The 18,188-nt window shown below is 66.2% G+C and carries 18 protein-coding genes and 1 tRNA gene; 7 read left to right on the top strand and 12 right to left on the bottom strand.

Going from position 1 to position 18,188, the window contains the following annotated elements; all coding sequences use genetic code 11:
- Positions 1–89 precede the first annotated feature (89 nt).
- From QK291_RS00255 to QK291_RS00245, 3 genes are all read right to left on the bottom strand, one after another.
- The gene (locus QK291_RS00255; protein ID WP_282377982.1) at positions 90–230 is read right to left on the bottom strand and encodes a hypothetical protein; all 141 of its coding nucleotides are present in this window, start codon (positions 228–230) and stop codon (positions 90–92) included.
- 288 nt (positions 231–518) lie between these two features.
- The gene (gene ppsA / locus QK291_RS00250) at positions 519–2,900 is read right to left on the bottom strand and encodes a phosphoenolpyruvate synthase (RefSeq protein WP_282377981.1); all 2,382 of its coding nucleotides are present in this window, start codon (positions 2,898–2,900) and stop codon (positions 519–521) included.
- Between the two features lie 152 nt (positions 2,901–3,052).
- Positions 3,053–3,871 (bottom strand): pyruvate, water dikinase regulatory protein, encoded by an 819-nt coding sequence (locus QK291_RS00245; RefSeq protein ID WP_282378892.1) that lies wholly within the window; start codon positions 3,869–3,871, stop codon positions 3,053–3,055.
- A gap of 115 nt (positions 3,872–3,986) precedes the next feature.
- Here QK291_RS00245 and QK291_RS00240 point away from each other — a divergent pair, with 115 nt between their 5' ends.
- Positions 3,987–4,190 carry a hypothetical protein gene (locus QK291_RS00240; protein ID WP_282377980.1) on the top strand — a complete coding sequence of 68 codons (204 nt, stop codon included), beginning with the start codon at positions 3,987–3,989 and terminating at the stop codon, positions 4,188–4,190.
- Between the two features lie 1,425 nt (positions 4,191–5,615).
- Here QK291_RS00240 and QK291_RS00235 read toward each other — a convergent pair.
- The 8 genes from QK291_RS00235 to QK291_RS00200 all read right to left on the bottom strand — a co-directional run bounded on the left by QK291_RS00235 (position 5,616) and on the right by QK291_RS00200 (position 12,048).
- A complete protein-coding gene (locus QK291_RS00235) occupies positions 5,616–6,164 on the bottom strand; it encodes a CheR family methyltransferase (protein ID WP_282377978.1) in 549 nt (182 codons plus the stop codon).
- Between the two features lie 242 nt (positions 6,165–6,406).
- Positions 6,407–6,727: a hypothetical protein gene (locus tag QK291_RS00230; RefSeq protein ID WP_282377976.1), complete on the bottom strand. Its 321-nt coding sequence runs from the start codon at positions 6,725–6,727 to the stop codon at positions 6,407–6,409.
- Positions 6,724–8,061, bottom strand: a complete 1,338-nt coding sequence (locus QK291_RS00225; protein WP_282377974.1) for a phage major capsid protein — start codon at positions 8,059–8,061, stop codon at positions 6,724–6,726. Before QK291_RS00225 ends, QK291_RS00230 begins: the two co-directional genes overlap by 4 nt.
- 690 nt (positions 8,062–8,751) lie before the next feature.
- On the bottom strand, positions 8,752–8,982 hold the full coding sequence (locus QK291_RS00220) for a hypothetical protein (RefSeq protein WP_282377970.1): 231 nt from the start codon (positions 8,980–8,982) through the stop codon (positions 8,752–8,754).
- A 760-nt stretch (positions 8,983–9,742) separates the two neighbouring features.
- Entirely contained in the window at positions 9,743–10,336 is a 594-nt protein-coding gene (locus QK291_RS00215) for a helix-turn-helix domain-containing protein (RefSeq protein ID WP_282377968.1), read from the bottom strand.
- A complete protein-coding gene (locus tag QK291_RS00210) occupies positions 10,333–11,250 on the bottom strand; it encodes a tyrosine-type recombinase/integrase (protein ID WP_282377966.1) in 918 nt (305 codons plus the stop codon). Before QK291_RS00210 ends, QK291_RS00215 begins: the two co-directional genes overlap by 4 nt.
- Positions 11,247–11,732, bottom strand: a complete 486-nt coding sequence (locus QK291_RS00205) for a hypothetical protein (protein WP_282377964.1) — start codon at positions 11,730–11,732, stop codon at positions 11,247–11,249. The genes QK291_RS00210 and QK291_RS00205 overlap by 4 nt, the downstream gene beginning before the upstream one ends.
- Positions 11,733–11,847: 115 nt before the next feature.
- A complete protein-coding gene (locus tag QK291_RS00200; RefSeq protein WP_282377962.1) occupies positions 11,848–12,048 on the bottom strand; it encodes a helix-turn-helix domain-containing protein in 201 nt (66 codons plus the stop codon).
- A gap of 118 nt (positions 12,049–12,166) precedes the next feature.
- Between QK291_RS00200 and QK291_RS00195 the strand changes: the two genes are divergently transcribed.
- Both QK291_RS00195 and QK291_RS00190 read left to right on the top strand, forming a co-directional pair.
- The gene (locus QK291_RS00195; protein ID WP_282377960.1) at positions 12,167–12,670 is read left to right on the top strand and encodes a helix-turn-helix transcriptional regulator; all 504 of its coding nucleotides are present in this window, start codon (positions 12,167–12,169) and stop codon (positions 12,668–12,670) included.
- The gene (locus QK291_RS00190) at positions 12,657–13,790 is read left to right on the top strand and encodes a site-specific integrase (RefSeq protein WP_282377958.1); all 1,134 of its coding nucleotides are present in this window, start codon (positions 12,657–12,659) and stop codon (positions 13,788–13,790) included. Before QK291_RS00195 ends, QK291_RS00190 begins: the two co-directional genes overlap by 14 nt.
- A 64-nt stretch (positions 13,791–13,854) precedes the next feature.
- Here the strand turns inward: QK291_RS00190 and QK291_RS00185 are convergent.
- Positions 13,855–13,939: transfer RNA gene (locus QK291_RS00185), tRNA-Ser, on the bottom strand.
- A gap of 150 nt (positions 13,940–14,089) precedes the next feature.
- Between QK291_RS00185 and QK291_RS00180 the strand changes: the two genes are divergently transcribed.
- Genes QK291_RS00180 through QK291_RS00165 form a run of 4 tightly spaced genes read left to right on the top strand, consistent with a single transcriptional unit; the run spans position 14,090 to position 18,186 of the window.
- Positions 14,090–15,160 (top strand): dehydrogenase, encoded by a 1,071-nt coding sequence (locus QK291_RS00180; protein WP_282377956.1) that lies wholly within the window; start codon positions 14,090–14,092, stop codon positions 15,158–15,160.
- 3 nt (positions 15,161–15,163) lie between these two features.
- On the top strand, positions 15,164–15,562 hold the full coding sequence (locus QK291_RS00175) for a 6-carboxytetrahydropterin synthase (protein WP_282377955.1): 399 nt from the start codon (positions 15,164–15,166) through the stop codon (positions 15,560–15,562).
- 7 nt (positions 15,563–15,569) lie between these two features.
- Complete coding sequence (locus QK291_RS00170) at positions 15,570–16,925, top strand: glycosyltransferase family 4 protein (protein ID WP_348994538.1); 1,356 nt, start codon at positions 15,570–15,572, stop codon at positions 16,923–16,925.
- Between the two features lie 4 nt (positions 16,926–16,929).
- Positions 16,930–18,186 carry a crosslink repair DNA glycosylase YcaQ family protein gene (locus tag QK291_RS00165; protein ID WP_282377953.1) on the top strand — a complete coding sequence of 419 codons (1,257 nt, stop codon included), beginning with the start codon at positions 16,930–16,932 and terminating at the stop codon, positions 18,184–18,186.
- Positions 18,187–18,188 lie beyond the last annotated feature (2 nt).

Raw genomic sequence — 18,188 nt, 5'->3', positions numbered from 1 at the left:
GGTTGCTCCCGCGGACGCTACCGGCTGCGGGCTGTACCCTGATTCTACCGGCGAGTTCTACCGGGCTGCGAAAAGCATCCCGGAAGGGGTCAGTCGGTCTCGGGGCCCGAGCAGAAGTGGCAGTCGTCCGGGCACGGTGCGTCTGCCGGGAGGTCTTCAAGACGGTCGCCGGTCCGTACGTCGGGCCAAAGTCCGGGGGCGCCGATGGCCCGATCCTGCTGCAAAGTCATGTGGTGTCCTGAACGTCATTGGTGCGGAACGCTGATGGATCTTAGCTAACCGTGGGCGGGGGCCGTCGCTCAATGGACTAATTGACGGCGGCGCCGGGTCGGTCTTGTGCAGCAGTCCAGCAGCTGTTCCGGGATTCCGGCGGCCCGCCGCGCGGCGCCGTGGCGGCGGAGGGCGGCCGGGCACAAAGAGACACCCCGGTCCTATGACCGGGGTGTCTCTCTGCGCCGACAGCGTGTCAGTTGAGCGTGTCTCTCAACCGTGTCAGCCGGCGGTGCGTGGTGACAACGTCAGCTGGCTGCCGCGCCGGCGAGCCGGAGCCAGGTGTCCACCACGGTGTCGGGGTTCAGCGAGACGGAGTCGATGCCCTCCTCGACCAGCCATTCGGCGAAGTCCGCGTGGTCGCTGGGCCCCTGGCCGCAGATGCCCACGTACTTGCCGCGCGCCTTGCAGGCCTTGATGGCCATGCTCAGGAGCTTCTTGACGGCCGGGTTGCGCTCGTCGAAGCTGTTCGCGACGATGGCCGAATCCCGGTCCAGGCCCAGGGTCAGCTGGGTCATGTCATTGGAGCCGATGGAGAAGCCGTCGAAGTAGTCCAGGAACTCGTCGGCCAGCAGGGCGTTGGACGGCAGTTCGCACATCATGATGACCTCGAGGCCGTTTTCGCCGCGGCGAAGTCCGTTCTCGGCGAGCAGGTCGATCACGCCGCTGGCCTCGTCCAGGGTGCGCACGAACGGGATCATCAGCTTGACGTTGGTCAGGCCCATCTCGTTGCGGACGAAGGACAGGGCCTCGCACTCCAGGTCGAAGCAGTCCCGGAAGGACGGCTCCAGGTACCGGGAGGCGCCGCGGAAGCCGATCATCGGGTTCTCTTCGTGCGGCTCGTAGGCGGGCCCGCCGATGAGGTTGGCGTACTCGTTGGACTTGAAGTCAGACATCCGCACAATCACCGGCTCCGGCGCGAACGCCGCGGCGATGGTCGCCACGCCCTCTGCCAGGCGCTTGATGTAGTACTCGCGCGGGCTGGCGTAGGCCGCGATCCGCTCCCGGATTTCCACAATGACCTCGTCCGGCTGCTCGTCCAGGTTCAGCAGTGCCTTGGGGTGGATGCCGATCTGCCGGTTGATGATGAATTCCAGCCGGGCCAGGCCCACGCCGTGGTTGGGAAGCTGGGCGAACGTGAAGGCCTGCTCGGGGGTGCCGACGTTCATCATGACCTTCACCGGGGCCTCGGGCAGCTGGGTGATTTCGGTTTCCTCGACGCTGAAGTCCAGGAGGCCCTCGTAGATGACGCCGGTCTCGCCGTCGGCGCAGGAGACGGTCACCTCGAGCCCGTCGGAGAGCACATCGGTGGCGGCGCCGGTGCCGACGACGGCGGGAATCCCCAGTTCCCGGGCGATGATCGCCGCGTGGCAGGTGCGTCCGCCACGGTTGGTCACAATGGCGGAGGCGCGCTTCATGATCGGTTCCCAGTCGGGGTCGGTCATGTCCGCGACGAGGACGTCGCCGGTCTTGAACGCGGCCATCTGGTCAATGGAGGTGAGGATCCGGACCTTGCCGGCGCCGATGCGCTGGCCGATGGCGCGGCCTTCGACCAGGACTTTGCCGGTCCCGTTGAGGCGGAAGCGGCTCAGGCTGCCGGAGGTCCTGCGGGACTGCACGGTTTCCGGGCGTGCCTGCAGAATGTACAGGCCGCCGTCGATCCCGTCCTTGCCCCATTCGATGTCCATCGGGCGTCCGTAGTGGTTCTCGATGGCGACGGCGTGGCGGGCGAGCTGCTCGACGTCGTCATCCGTGAGGCTGAAGCGGTTCCGGAGGGACGCCTCCACAGGCACGAAGTCGATGGTGTGGCCGATTTCGCGGTTGCTCGTGTAAGTCATCTGGAGGGCTTTTTCGCCCAGTCCGCGCTTGAGGATGGCCGGGCGGCCGGCCTCCAGTGCGGGCTTATAGACGTAGAACTCGTCCGGGTTGACGGCGCCCTGGACGACGGCCTCGCCCAGTCCGTAGGAGGAGGTGACGAAGACGGCGTCCTGGAACCCGGATTCGGTGTCCATGGTGAACATGACGCCGGAGGCGCCGACGTCGGAACGTACCATACGCTGGACGCCCGCCGAGAGCGCCACCTCGGCGTGCTCGAACTTGTGGTGCACCCGGTAGGCGATGGCCCGGTCGTTGTAGAGGGACGCGAAGACGTCCTTGATGGCCACCAGGATATTCTCGATCCCGCGGACGTTCAGGAAGGTTTCCTGCTGCCCCGCGAAGGAGGCATCGGGGAGATCTTCCGCCGTCGCGCTGGAGCGCACGGCCCAGGAGAGATCTTCGGAGCCGCCGTGCTTGTCCACCAGCTTCTGGTAGGAGGCGCGGATCTGCGCTTCAAAGTCCGGCAGGAAGGGCGTCTCGCGCATCAGCGCGCGGATTTCCTTGCCCGCGGCCGCCAGGGCCGTGACGTCGTCGGTGTCCAGCCCGACCAGCCGGTCGGCGATCTTCTGGTCCAGGCCGGAATCGGCCAGGAAGACGCGGTAGGCGTCGGCTGTCGTAGCGAAGCCGTCAGGCACCTGGACGCCGGCAGAAGTCAGGTTCTGCACCATCTCGCCGAGGGAGGCGTTCTTGCCGCCCACCCGATCCAGGTCCTTGAGACCGAGTTCTGAGAACCACAGGATGTCTGTCGTCATGGTTGCTGCTCCTTTGCAGATGGTGGCATGGGGTATCGCTGCCCCGCGTGGGGCGATCGCCGTTTTGAAGGCGCAAGTCTTGTCCACAGTGACAGGTCTAGGCCGGTGTTTCCACATGATGTGGTCCACGCAACACTCGTGGACCTGTTGTCCTAGTGCTTGAGGTTCATTTTTTGGAGGATGGTGGCGGCCATTTCCTCCACCGAGACGCTGGCCGAATTGAGGTAAGGTATCCCGTGGGACACGTACAGCCGCTCGGCGCTGCGGAGCTCAAAACCGCACTGGCGCAGCGATGCGTAGGGCGAGCCTCGGCGGCGTTCGGTGCGGACCTGGCTCAGGCGCAGGGGATTGGTGGTGAGGCCGAAACACTTTGAAACAAACGGCCGCAGCGGCCGGGGGAGCCCTTCGCGCTCAAAGTCCTCGTCCACCAGCGGGAAGTTCGCGGCGAAGATGCCGTGCTGCAGCGCCAGGTACATGGTGGTGGGGGTCTTGCCGCAGCGGGACGGGGCCACCAGGATGACCTGGGCCTTTTCGAGCGCGCGCAGGCTCTGGCCGTCGTCGTGCTCCATGGCGTACTCGACGGCGGCCATCCGGGACTGGTAGCGGGCGGCGTTGCCCAACCCGTGGGCACGGCCCGGTTCCCCGCTGGCCTCCGTTCCCAGCGCCCGCTCCAACAGGCCGACGTGGGTCCCGATCAGGTCCACGATGATCCCGTCGCAGGTGCCCAGGGTCTGGCGGATGTCGCTGCCGACGGCGGTGGAGAAGACGATCGGCTGCAGGCCGGTGGCGGCGCGGTGGTCGATCACCTTGACCACCGCCCGGGCCTGGTCGGCGGTGGTGATGAAGGGGATGGTGATGCGGTCAAACTCGGTCGCGGGGAACTGCGTCAGCAGGGTGTTGCCGAGCGTTTCTGCGGTGATGCCCGTACTGTCCGAAAGGAAGTAGACCGGGCGGGGAGCGTCATTGGTCATGAACGCATTGTGCACCAGTGCGGGCTGCTCGGTCTTCCATGACGCACCGCCGGGCGCCCGGTGCGGGCTGGACTGCGGGGAGTAGGCTGTGTCCCACGTCACTAAAGGAGCCCAAATGAGCTACAAATACCGAACCGTCAGCGTCCGCGGCACGGACCTGATCGGCACCATTGCCCGCCGGCATGGCGGTGCGCCCGAAATTTACGAAACTTCGAAAGACCCGAGCACGTCTGTCGTTCCCGTGTTCTTTCCGGACACCGGGGAGATCCGCTTTTTCGACCGGACGGTGCTGGAGGACGTGGTGATCCCGGCGGGTTAAGTGCTGCCGCGAATTTCGCTGGCACGCGCACGTAATTCTAAAAGCGTGGTCGCATAAACCACAGTAGGACGGAATTTTCAAGTCAAATTGAACCCTATTGCCTGTCAAAGCCAAGCCGTTTAGCCTGACGTTGGGATCTGGCCCGGGCATCTTTCTGGGGAGAGACCACATCGGTGTTCCGATCGAGTCGGATTCCGCAAAGGCTGGCTCCATGGTCTCAAAACGATGGAGCCAGCTGCGGGAATTTTCGGACCCGGCGGGGCCTTCCACCGAACCCTCCGATGAGAAGCTGCGCACCGTTCCCGCCTCAGGCGGGACTGCACCACTCCAAACCGGGCTGCCGATGGTCACTGTTGGGACACTGTGGATCGCTGCACTTGAAGGGGACCGTGATGAATTGCTTCGCCCGATCACCCAGCGAGGTGGATTCCACTTTTCGGTTGGTTGTCCTGGCGCCGCAGTGGTCGCACGTCCATGCATCTGGCATTTTTCCCCCGGTTTTGATGAAAGGCAGCTGTCCCGGTTTGAAGCTTAGGGTCGCTACGCCTGCTAGGGAATGGCTGGCCACCGGTAATCCAAAACTGCCGGGATATCCGGTCGTGCGGACGGTGCCCTTCTCCTTAAGGCGTCGGTGTTCCTTGCGGTAGGGGTGGTCTACACATTTCTCGTGGTTCGCGTCGTCTCACAATCATTCCGGGGCGTTCACGGTGATGCTCTGAACGTTCCTACTGAACTACTGGACGTTGATCTCGCTCCACGTCGATGGTGCCCTGGTCAGCGCGCATGCAAAACCGCACCAGTCGGCCCGACGCCGACGCCAGGTTCACCGGTGGGCGGCGCCTCGCACTGATCAATGGAGCGTGCGCGCTCACAGACCCGTTGGCCCTTCCCCATGCGAGGGCGTACGGCGTCCTCGCCGGCATCTTGCTAGGCGGACGGTACTGGGCCGGTCCCCCGCTCGGCGAGCCGCGGCCGCCGATCATCGGTCCAAGCCGGCGCCGGGCAATCGTCGACCCAAGTCGAAGCAGTCGAAACAGAAGCAAACGCAGAAGCGCGTCATGGCCTCAGCCGATGACCACTAAGACCAGAGTGCTCCGCAACATGAGACGTTGGGAGATCTGGGGCTCAGCCCTGCTGCGGCGGCACGCGCGTTGCCCCGGCGAGGCTGAAGACGGAGCGCTGCGGGAAGTTTATTACTGCTGCGTTGCCGCTGTCTTCTCCCGGAAAAGCAAAAGGCCCTGCTTCCCTTTTTTACAAGGGGAGCAGGGCCTTTCTCATCCGCGGTGACGGTGGGATTTGAAACCTCTCCCGCGCCCTAGCTGGCACGGAAAACCGCTAGAATTCGGGGTTTTCCATCATCCCAAATCACCCGTTTTCAGGGATGATGTGCCCAAAATGTGCCCAAAGTGTGCCCACGGCGAGCGCCTAAGAGAGTATGAGCGAGGGGACCAGTTGAAACTCCTCCGCCCAATACTGATGCATGTGCTGGAAGTCTGACTTCCCGATGATCACCGGCGTCCGGGTATGCGCCAACCGGCGGACGACAGAGGCCCGGTCCTCTGCAGGGATCATGTGCAGGGTGTTGCGGCAGAAGATGAGTTCAACTTCCGGATAGAGGTCCCGTATGAGGTCCCCTCGTGCCCACGTAATGCGCTCCAGGATGGCCGGAGTCACCTGCAGCCACGCGTCGGATGCGCGGGACGGGAGAAAGGCCCTGCGGGCGTCCTCCTGGGTGAAGTCGCCGTCAGCGATAGCGGCGTCAACCATGGCTTTGGGGTACTTACCTGCCTCGCACGCCTCCAGGGCGTCGGGCCTGATGTCGGTGGCGATGATGGACACAGACTCAGGCGTCCTGGCTGCCAGTGTGATCACTTCCTCTCCGGTAGCGATACCTGCGCACCACACACGAGAGTTCGGTGGTACGAATTCAAGGAATCCGGGCCATAGCTCAGGGTCGCGGGCCCAATCGGTCATACCCGTGGACCAAACCCAGGGCCTGCCGGCCGCACGCGCTGCGCCAGTGTAATCTTCCAGAAAGCTCATCTAATCCTCACTGTCATTTGCGACAGCAGAGGCCCGGACTCTGGGAGTCCGGGCCTCTGCTGGCGGCGCTGGCAGGGGCAACGGGGGGTGAAAAGTCCCCCGCACCTGCCATCGTTCCCTTTGCTGGTAGGTGCTCGCAAAAGCGCTACCGGGTGACGTTGACGCCTGGTCTGTTAGGCCTTCTCCTTGGCCGGAGCTGGTGCCGGCTTGGTCGCCCTGAGGGGCTTGTGAGCCAGCGTCACCTCTCCCGGGCCCGTGGGGGCGTTCCGCTCATCCTGGACGGCGAGCGCCCAATCTGGCAGGGCCTCACCGGGCACGAAGACGACGGCGAGGCCGGTGTCCGGGTGCGTGGTGTTGAGGTAGCCCACACACACGCGGTTGGCGCTGGTGCGCCTGCTCGGCGCGGGGGCTTCCGATACGGCGACGCTGCGGGCCTCTTCGCGGTCGATGCCCAGCTCCTCGACGAGCTGCTCCACGGTCAGAGAGGTGCTCATACTGCGCCCTGGATGGACTTGAAGACGGAGAACGCTCCGAGTCGTGCCGGCTGAACGTCGCCGCGCCAGTGAGCAATGATGCTGATCTGGCCGGTTTCGGCGTAGCGCTCCGTGAGTACCTGGATGGTGACTCCAAGGCGCTGGCCGATCAGGAGCTGGGACCAATCGCCTACGAAGAGGTCCGTCGCGCGGCCGGCCATCGTGCCCTGGGTGTAGGAAGGGATCTGGTTGGAGCTGTACCGGGGGATATCCTCGACGGCGGCGGGGATCTGGAGCGGCTGTCCGGTGGTGTCGGTGGCCTTGGCGTACTGCCGGCCAATCTTCGTGTTCCAAATCAGGCCGGTGGGCTCTTCGTTCGAGTCGCGGACCGTGTAGATGGCGTCCAGAACTTCGCCCCAGTAGGTGGCCGCGGTCTGGGTCGTGCCGTTGGCGGCTGCTCCCAGCACGTTGGCCGGACGGCCGGCGTTCAGTGCAGCCAGCACGCCGCGGGGGTTCGGCGGGGTGGGCAGGTTGATCGCGCCGGCACCGGCCACGATGCCGCCGTAGAGGGCAACGAGGTCGATGCGCTGCGCCAGGGCGCTGGCCAGGGCGTTGACAACGAGGCTTTGGCCGTTGTCGGTGTCCTGGAACCACTCCATGGAGGCGATGACCTGCGAAGACATGGTCTTGGCGTCCAGCGTCACATTGTCGAACGTGGGGTCTGACGCTGTGATCAGGCTGCCCTCAGCGCGGAAGGTGGCCGTGGGGTCGCCGGTAATGCGGCCAATGTTGACGGTCTTGGCATCCATGGGAACGATCGACGCGCCGGCCTTCAGCACAGCGGAGGTGTTCCGGGCCAGGTCGATGAGCTGGCTGCTCCATGCGGTGGGAATGGTGGCTGAGCCGCCGCCAGTGGTGGCCAGGGCGCGGATCATGTCCCCAAGTCCCTCGAACTGGGACAGCGCGGCCGCCTCAGAGCCTGCGGAGCGCTGCGAGTAGGTCTGTGCCACATCATGCTCAGCGAACCGCTGGCCGGAGCGCAGCGCCGCGGGGGCCATGGTCTCAGTCCGGACCCACTGGGCGGACTGGTCGACGCCGCGGGCCTCAGAGCTGCCGGGAGCGCCGGGGATGCGAGAGAGCGACTGCTCAGCGCTGCGTACGTCGTCCTCGAAGGATTTCAGCCGGCCTTCCTGGCTGCGGTAGCTGTCGAGCTCGGCCGTGAGGCCATCGAAAGTCTGGACCTCTTCCGGCGTGAGGCTCCGAGTCTCGGACTCGGCTACGTTCAGCAGGGCGGTTGCCTTGGCGTGAGCGGTTTTTCGCTTCTCGGCCAGCAGTGCAATGAGGTGCTTGGACAAAGGAATCAACTCCTGAAGTTAGCGCGGGATGCGCTGAGAGGGGGCTACAAAGGGGAATTTGATGCTGCTACGTCGCCGCGCCTGGGGAAATGGCGCTTCAGCTGGTGCGGTTAGCGCTGCCAGCGGCGGTATGCGGTTATCAGTTCCTGCTCTGCGGTGCGTTTCGCGCTGCCGCCTCTGCCGGGAGAGTTTCAGTCAGCCGTTCCGGGTCCGGTGCGTTTCGCGCTGCCGGCTTGTCCTGGCCTTCTGAAATTAGCGTAACAGGATCGGCGGACAATTCGTCAAGGGAACCGGCTGTGTTCGATTCTGCGGCCCTCTCGGGCTTCCGGCGGGCATCCGTCGTCCAGTGCTTCCGAACCAGCTCCAGCGACTCTGCGGCGGCTCCGAGAGATGCCGCCTTACTGCCCTCGGGATCGAGTCCGCCGTCAGTGAGAAATCCGGAGACCTGGCGAATAGCGGCGAGCGCCTGGTCAAGCTGGTAACGGGTTGGTGGTTTTGCCATGGTGGTGGGTCCTTCCGGTGGGTCTTTATGGTCTGTAGGGTCGCTACCCGGGGTTTCGTGTAGGCCCAACTTCCCCTAGATCTAGAGGGTTTCCCTACTAAAAAGGGCGCTACCCGGGGTTCTGCGAGGGGAAATAAAATGGAACATGCGCGGGTCGCCCGCATGCCCGATTCCTAAAAAATCGGGCTCTAATTCTCGGCGGCGATCGCTTGCTGTCTCTCCGCGAGCCAGCGGGCCCCGTCGATGCCGCCATGGGTCAGGGCTGCAGCTGCGAGGCCACAGGCCACGAGGGCCAGCGCCCGGGGGTTGGTGCTGCCAGTGATCATCAGGAAAGCGTCAGAGTCCCTGTCTTCCATCAATGCCTTGGTAACTGCGAGCGCTTCCTGTTCGGATAGCCGGCTGTCTGCTGTGGTGCTCATGCTCTCTCCCTGGTGTGTGTGGTGGGCTCACTGCCCAGTGCTTCCCGACCCGTCCCGACCCAAGACCCGACCCGACAAATCTAGATCCGGTGGGAAGGTGATCTGCCGGGATCTACTGGAATCAGGCGGATACCCTTACCGACTACCGACCCGACCCGTCCCTACCCGTCCCGACGAATCTGGATCCGGGATACCTCTGACCTGGATCCGGATTGGATTCGGTGGTTGATCGGTGGCTGGTCTTGTATCTACAAGCGTTACCCTGCCCTGCCCTGCCCTGCCTGGGCGCGTGCCCGTACGCGCGCCCGCGGGGATACCTTTTTGCTCTGATATCAGGGCTGATTCTGTTCTGATATCAGGCTGATCCCTGGGCCTGATTAGCGGCGGGCTTGCTGCGTCCCTGCGTCAGCTGTGCTGGCGAGACTGGCAGCCGCCCTGCGGCGCTGCTGGTGGGGCTGTTGCCCTGGCGGCGCCCGGGCGAGTCCTAGGCCGTGTGGTTGGCTGCTGTGGTCCGGGGTGCTGGCTCTGCGGATCTGGCCGGATGGTGCTTCCGTTGCGCGTGATGTGGCTGGAGCTGTCTGGCGGGGCAGCTCAACAGCGGGGAGAGCCTGCGGGCCGTTGGCCTTGGCAGTGTCTGGGGAGTCCTGGCGTCGGTTCGCCGGCCATATGGCCGCGATCAACGTCGCTAGGACTGCTATGAGTCTGATCATCGTGTTTCCTCCTTCCTTGGCTGGTGGGGTGGGTGTGTTCCTGGCGGACGTTACGGGACAGCTCCGACGCTGTGGGCCAGTCGTCTCAGCCGGATCTGTTCCCGGTAGGACGCTCCCTCAGCTGCTGCATGCTGGCCGATGCCCAAGCAGTCAGCGCAGATGCCCGACGCGCTCAGCTCGGACTCCGGCCGTGCCCGTTCGCACTGCCTGCACTCGGCGTCCGGCGGGGCGCTGGGTTTTTCTTTTGGGTTAAAAGGATTGGGTGCCACGGTGGCACCCCTCTTGGGACCCCCCAAAGGCAACATTTGGGACCCCTCAGCATGGGACCCCCCAGCATGGCGGGGGTCAATTGGCGGAGCCATCAGGAGTTTGTAGACCTTGGGGCGGTTGCCGGCGCGGTACTTGAGCGCCGCGGCCTGGTTGCCGTAGTCCATCAGTCCACAGGCGATCAGGTGCTTGATGTGGCGGCGGATGGTGTTCTCCCCAAAGCCGGTGTCAGCCATCAGCGTGGCGATGCTCGGAAAGATGTCATTGCCTTCCGGGTCGGCGTAGTTCGCCAGGATGGTCAGCATCCACCGATGGCTGGGCTCCAGCTCGTAAGCCTTGCCCTTCTCGATTGCCCACGTCTGGGCCTGCCAGCTCACCGGGGCCCATGCCCACGCGAGGACCTGGACGGGATAGCGACGGCGGGCAGCAGGTCGAGGCCGGCGCGGATCTGCTCCGGCTCAACCAACAGATACTTGGTCGTCGTCTGCATCATGGAGTGCCTCATTCCGTTCTGGATCGTGAAAGCGCTCACGCCGGCACGGTGCATTTCCGTGGCCGTGGCCGCCCTCAGCTGGTGGGGCCGGTGGTCGAGGCCGGCGCGCTTGATTGCGTCGCTGAGAACACCGGAGATTGAGTTGCCCATGACGTGCCCTTCGCCTGCGGCAAAGAGCTTGTTGGCAACGTAGTTCGGGAACCAATAGCCGTCCTCAGGCATGGACTGGGCAAGCTCCCACAGCGGATCAGGGATAGGCAGCGTTACTTCCTTCCGTCCCTTGCCGATGGTCTTCAGGGTGCGGGTAGCGCGGTTGATATCGCGGCCGTGGACTCGAGCTATTTCCGAGACCCTCAGGCCTAGGTAGTAGTGCAGCGCAACCATGGCGCGAGTCCGGCGGTAGATGCCGCCATTCAGCAGGGTGTTGATTTCGTCCACCGTGAACGGGTTCGGGGCGACAGAGCGCGTCGCTACCCTGGGGAGCTTGGCCGCCGGGTTATCCACGCGGTGGTCCTCATCCTGCAGCCAGGTAAAGAACGTGTGGAAGTCTGCGCGACGCTGGGCCCGCGTCGAGCTGGCCCACGTCTTGCCGGCCATCCACCGGACAAGCTCCCTTTTCGTCAGCGTCAGCAGAGGCCCAACCTCCCGCCCTACCGTCCGCATGAGGATCAGACGCTCTCGTATGGTCTTGGGGCTCAGGTCCTGGGCCTGCATGCTGTAGGTCCATTCCTCCAGTACCTCGGCGCTGGCTGGATCGAGACCGGCGAGCGCCGGGGCGGTGGTCAGTGTCTCGCTCATGCGGTCACGTCCTCAACTTCGAGGATGGTTGCGCCTAGCAGCTGGTGGAGGGCTTTGGCGGCGGCGAGGTCGAGGCGCGCGCCCGGGCGCTGGTCGATGTAGAACTCCACGCCGTCAGCGGCGCTCCACGCCGTGGTGATGCCCATGGAGCCATCCTGGGCGTACAGGTGCGGGCCGGAAAACGTCTGGGGGCAGTCGCAAGGGCTACAGATCCCGCATCCGGAGTCAGGGACAAAGCCTGCCGGCGGTTCCTGCCTGGCGGCGAGCGCGAGGCGGAAGCCCTCCTGCTCGGCTGCGTATTCGTCGGCTGCCTGCGGGGTGGTGAACCAGCGGTCAGCGTGGGAGTAGGCCTGGGAGTACTCCATTTTCCAGACGTGGCCGCCGTAGAAGTTGGCGTCGCGGGTGGTGTCGAGGTACACGCGCTGGATGCGGTCCTCGTGGGCCTCTGTGGTTCCCTGGGCGGTGGTGCTAGAGTCCTTCATAGCGATTCCTTGCTCTTGGTGGGTAGTGGATCTGCGAGCGCTTCCGGTGGGTTGTTTGGCGACAACACCGGGGGCGCTCTTTCTTTGTCTGCGGGCAGCTGCCGGCGGTCTGCGTCTAGGCACTGGCGAGTGCCTGGCCGGTCTGGGTCTGCGTCTGCGCGTCCAGCCATGCCTCTACGTCGCTGGCACGGTAGCGGACCGCGCTGCCAATCTTGACGAACTTGGGGCCAATGCCCTTGTAGCGCCACTGCGCCAGTGAAGCGGCCGGCTTGTGCAGCTTCAGGGCCAGCTGGGACGGGGTCAACAGTTCATCCATGGCGATCTCCTTGATATCTCAGCGATCGTTTTGATCGCCTGAGAATCAAGATACACGGCCGGAGTGTTTGAAACAAGTAGATCTTTGATAGATCATTTTGATCTGTCAGAATGTGGGCATGGCAGAGAAGAAGAATCCCCTGGGGCCCACGGGAGAATACGTGCGTGAAAACGTCGCGCGGTTGCGTGGCCGCATGCAGTACAAAGAGCTATCGGAACAGCTGGGGGAGCTTGGCCGGCCGATACCCCCTCTTGGGTTGCGCCGGATCGAGGCGGGCGAGCGGAGGGTTGACGCCGATGACCTTATGGCGCTGGCCGTAGCGCTAGGAGTACCGCCGAATAGCCTCCTGCTCCCGCATGTTGATCCTGGGGAAGCGCCGCCGGCCACCGCCGTGGGGGAAGTCGATTTTCAGGAGCTCTGGCATTGGGCAGACGGCATCATGCCCCTTCATGGCGCTGATACGGAGACGGCCGGGCAGCGAGCGGAACGGCGAGCACGGTCGCGGCCTGCTTTCCCTGGAGCTGGCAGCCCGGAACTGAGGGAGCTGCTGGACCGGATGGAGACCCTTTCTCACGAGGTCCAGTCCGTGGCCGAAAGGGTGCGCGACGTTGGCGACGATTGAGCCCTACGACACTACGGCGGGCAAGCGGTATCAGGTCCGCTACCGGAAGCCGGATCGGACCCAAACCAAGAAGCGGGGTTTCCGGACCAAGCGCGACGCTGAGTTGTTCCTGGCGTCGGTGGAGGTCTCTAAGGCCCGCGGGGAGTTCATCGACGCTACCGCTGCCAAGGCGCTGATAGGGCCGCTGGGGGCCGCGTGGCTGGCTCGGCAGACCCATTTGAAGCCGTCCGCGTACAGGCCGATTGAATCTGCCTGGAGAGTCCATGTGCTGCCAGCGTGGGGGAGTGTGGCCGTGGCCGATGTGCGGAGAACCGCTGTGCAGCAGTGGGTGTCCGAATTGACGGTTGGAGATCCGGACGCGACGCCGCCGAGGAAGCCCAAAGGGGCGACGCTGGTTATCCGGGCCTACGGAGTGCTTGCCGCCGTCCTGGACGACGCCGTGAGCGATCGGCGTACCCTCAGCAATCCGGCGCGTGGCGTCTCGCTGCCTCGGAAGGTGAAGAAGCCCCACGTCTACCTGAGCCATGAGCAGGTGCACGCACTGGCGGCCGCGAGCAAGTATCCGGGCTTGGTGCTGGTGCTGGCCTACTGCGGTATCCGGTGGGGTGAGGCGACGGCGCTGCGGGTCAAGCATCTGGACATGCTGCGGCGCCGGCTGATGATCGAGGAAAACGCGGTGCAGGTCGGATCTGTGATCGAGGTTGGCACTCCGAAGAACCATAAGAAGCGGACAGTGCCCTTCCCGCGGTTCCTGGTGGAGCAGCTGGCGCACCAATGCGAGGGCAAGGGCCGGGATGATCTGGTGTTCCCTGGGGAAAACGGGCACCACTTACGGCTGGCGCGGGTGCATGCGGACAATATGAGCTGGTTTGCCGGAGCGGTGAAGCGGGCCGGCGTCCCGCGGATCACTCCCCACGACTTGAGGCACTCGGCCGCGAGCTTCGCCGTGTCGGCCGGCGCTAACGTCAAGGTGGTCCAAAAGATGCTGGGGCACAGCTCGGCGGCCATGACGTTGGATATTTACGCGGACCTGTTTGACTCGGACCTGGACGCCGTTTCAGACGCTCTGGATCATGCCGTCTCTCTGGCGAATGTGCCCAAAATGTGCCCACGGGGCTGATTTCGGACAAGAGAAAGGCCCCGCATCCCTTGCAAATAAAGGGATGCGGGGCCGTTCTGTTTCGCGGTGACGGTGGGATTTGAACCCACGTTGGCTTTCACCAAACAACATTTCGAGTGTTGCACCTTCGGCCGCTCGGACACGTCACCAACCTGACTAGGGTACCGGAGCAAAGCACTCATCCACAAAACGGCGGGTCCGGGGCACCGAACGCAGCGAAGGGCAGACCGCCCACCGCGGCGCGCCCGGACCTCCGGGACTTCCCCGCGCATGGGCAGGGGACTAGATTCGTCAGCAAGATGACTCACTCAGACCAACAGCCCGCTACCGCCACCGCCTACTGGACCGTCGGCCCCGGGAAGGGGGAGCTCCGGCGCGAGGACCTGCCCGCCCCCGGCCCCGGCGAGGCGCTCGTCCGCACCCTGTTCACGGGCATCAGCAAGGGCACCGAACTTGTCGTGCACAACGCCCGCGTCCCGGAATGCGTGGCTCAGGAGATGGCCGCCCCGAACCAGGAGGGCTCCTTCCCGTCCCCGGTGAAGTTCGGCTACCTCTCCGTCGGCATCGTCGAGGACGGACCGGCGGAGTGGCTGGGCACAACCGTCTTCTGCCTCTACCCGCACCAGGACCGCTACGTCGTGCCGGTGGGTAAGCTCACCGTGGTCCCGGACGATGTCCCCGCCCGCCGCGCCGTCCTGACCGGCACCGTCGAGACCGCGATCAACGGAATTTGGGAGGCCGGGCCCCGGCTCGGGGACCGCGTCGCCGTGATCGGCGCCGGACTCGTCGGCGGCATGGTCGCCAAGCTCCTGGCCTCGTTCCCGCTGGCACGGCTGCAGCTGGTCGACGTCGACCCCGCCAAACGGGCGTTCGCCGATACCCTCGGCGTCGAGTTCAGCCACCCCGACGACGCCCTGCCGGACTGCGACATCGTGATCCACTGCTCCGCGTCGGAGGCAGGCCTGGAGCGGGCCCTGCAGCTCGCGGGCGACGACGGTGACGTCATCGAAATGTCCTGGTACGCCGACCGCAAAGTCACGGTGCCGCTCGGCGAAGACTTCCACGCCCGCCGGCTGTCCATCCGCGCCAGCCAGGTCGGCGTCGTGGCCCGCGCACGCCGCCACCGGCGCACCAACGCCGACCGGCTCCGGCTCGCCGTCTCGCTGCTGAGGGATCCCGGGTTCGACGTGTTCCTCACCGGTTCGTCCCCCCTCACCGGACTGCCCGACGTCGTCCAGCGGCTTTCCGACGGCGCGCTGGACGCCCTCTGCCACGTCATCGAGTACCCGGCCGGCGCTGACGCTGTCCCCACACACCCGGTCCGCGCAAACCATGCCACCGAATCCGCCCCCACAGAAGCCACGAGGTAATTTGTGTTCAACCTGACCGTCCGCCGCAACTTCATGATCGCCCACAGCCTCCCGCGCCCGGTCTTCGGCCCGGCCCAGGGCATGCACGGCGCCACCTTCGTCACGGAAGTGACCTTCCGCCGCCGGACTCTGAACGCCGACTCGATCGTCCTGGACATCGGCGAGGCCGGCGAGGTGCTGGATGCCATCCTCGAAGGCCTGAACTTCAAAAACCTGGACGAGCACCCGGACTTCGCCGGCAAACTCAGCACCACCGAGGCCCTGGCCCAGTACGTCGCCGACGCCGTTGCGGCGAAGATCCGCACCGGCGCGGACGGCCGGACGCTGGCCGGACTGGACGTCACGCTGCGCGAAACGCCCGACGCGTGGGCCAGCTACTCGCTCGACTTCGAGGCCAGCTAGGACTCCGGTGCCAGCCGGGAAGACCTCGCCGGCGGGGAACACCGCGCCGGCGGGGAACACGGTGCAGCCGGCCGGGCTCCGCATCCGCCTCGTGGTGCCCGGCAACGTGCGCCACAACTCGGGCGGCAACGTCTACAACACCGCCCTCGCCCGGGAGCTTGCCGCGCTGGGGGCGGACGTGGACATCCGCCCGCTCGACGGCGGTTGGCCGGTGGGCAGCCCGGAGGACCGGCGGCGCTTGGCTGCCCTCCTGCGCGGCGGCGACAGCGGTGCCGCCAACGACCATGACGCCGCCCACCATGTCGATGGCGGGGTCGACGACGCCGGCGGCACCAACGACCATTCCGCCGCCGATCGCCGGGTCACGCTCGTCGACGGGCTCCTCGCCTGCGGGGCGCCGGAGGAACTGGCGGCGGCCACGGCCGCCGGCCAGCCCGCCTGGATCCTGCTGCACATGCCGCTCGACGACACCGGGCACGGCGAAGCCGGGCTGGAACGCAGGGCGCTGCGGGCCGCGGCCGGGGTGATCTGCACCAGCACTTCGGCGGCGGCCGGGGTCCGGGCCAGGCACGGGCCGGACGGTGTCCGGACCGCCCTGCCCGGCAGTGACCCTGCCGCACTGGCCGCCGGATCGGAGCCGCCGCACCTCCTGGCCCTGGCCGCCCTGCTGCCGAACAAGGATCAGTCGCTGCTCCTCGCCGCACTGTCGGACCTGACAGACCTGCCGTGGACCGCTTCCCTGGTCGGATCCGACACCGCGGATCCGGCCTACGCCGCGCGCATCCGGGACACGGTGAACCGGCTGGGGCTGCAGGATCGCGTCAGGATCCCGGGGGAGCTGCGGGGCGGGGCGCTGGAGGCGGAATGGGCCACGGCCGACCTCAGCCTGCTCATCTCGCGGGCCGAAACCTTTGGGCTGGTGGTGACGGAGTCGATTGCACGGGGGGTGCCGGTGGTGGTCCGGGCCTGCACCGGCGCCGTCGAGGCACTCGCTGCCGGCACTCCGGAAGCGGCCGTGCCGGGAACCGCCGTCGCCCTCGGCGCAGATCCGGCGCCCCTCACGCGCGCGCTGCGGCGCTGGCTGTCCGAACCCGGCCTCCGCACCCGCTGGCGGGCCGCGGCGGTTGACGCCCGGGACCGTCTGCCCGGCTGGGACGCCACGGCACGGGCCGTGCTGGCAGCCCTGGACCCGCAGCATTCCGTTCAGGATCACCTGGACCCGCAGCATTCCGTTCCGGATCACCCGGACCCGGAGCGCCCCGCCGTGCAGCCCCGGGCTGCTCCGTGGGCTGCCCCGTGGGATGCGCCGCCGGAAAAGCCGCCCGCGGAAGATTCCCCTGCCGCGCCAGCGGGTGGACAATGACCCCATGACGCCGCAGCCCCTGACCACGCAGCCCCTGATGGCGAACGCGCCGCCGGCCCGGACCCTCACCCCGGAGCGGCTCCGCGCCTGGGCCTGGCACAAACAGGGCCTGGACGGTTCGCTGGCCGGCTGCACCGCCGAGCAGGTGTTCGCCCGCGCCGGCTGGGCCCGTTCCGTGGGCGGCGCCAACCCCTACCTGACGCTTTTCGCCCGCGCCGGGATCCGCCGTGAACAGGTGGACGCCGACGTCCTGGCACGCCGGATCCTCGAACTCCCGACGGCGCGCGGCTGCACCTACGTTCTGGGCCGGGACGACTTCGCCTGGGCGCTGCGGCTCGGGCTTGACGCCGCGGAGGCGACCGTCAAAGTGGTGGGCAGGCTCGGCGTGGACCGCGGCGAAATCACCCTCCTGGAGGAGCAGGTGCTGCACACGCTCGCCGAGGCCGCCGTCCCGATGGATCCGCGGCAGCTCAAGGAGGAACTCGGCGAATCCGTGCGGAACCTCGGCGAGGAAGGCAAGAAGAAGGGCGCCACCACCACGCTGCCCACGGCCCTGGGCATCCTGCAGTCCCAGGGGCGGATCCGCCGGGTCCCCGCCAACGGCGGCCTGGACCAGCAGCGCTACGCCTACGAACTGTGGAACCTGCCGTCCAGCCCGCTCGATGACGACCAGGCCCGCACCGAACTCGTCCGCCGCTACCTGGGCTGGACCGGAGGTGCCACCTTCAAACAGTCGCAGTGGTTCACCGCTTTCACGGTGGCCCAGAGCAAGGCGGCGCTGGCCGCCGTCACCGCGGTGGAGGTTCCCACCGCCGCCGGGGAGACGCTGTGGATGCTGCCCGACGACGTCGAACAACTCGCCGCGTTCCAGGAGCCGGCCGAAGAGCAGATCCAGCTCCTCGCCGGAACGGACTCCCTCGCGCTGCTGCGGCGCAATGCCGCGGAACTGCTGGCCGAGGAGGACCGGCACACGAATACGCTGGGTTCGCTGGCGTTGCAGGCGGACCTCCCGGACCATCCCATCTTCGACCGGGGCCAGATCATCGGGCTGTGGCAGTACGATCCGGGCACGGAGCGGATCGTGCCCTGGGTGTTCCATGGCCCCACGCCGGCGGTGACCCGGCGGATCTCCGAAGTCGAGGACTGGATCCGCGAGGACCTGGGTGACTTCCGGGCCTTCAGCCTCGACTCACCGGCCACCCGGCAAAAACGGATCAACAACCTGGCGGCCGCAGCGACAGGCTCCGCCGCGGCCAGTTAGCG

It is taken from the genome of Arthrobacter sp. AL12 (assembly GCF_029960645.1).
Classification (GTDB): domain Bacteria; phylum Actinomycetota; class Actinomycetes; order Actinomycetales; family Micrococcaceae; genus Arthrobacter.
Note: the sequence above shows the minus strand (reverse complement) of the source record. Positions and strands in the feature narration are given on the sequence as shown.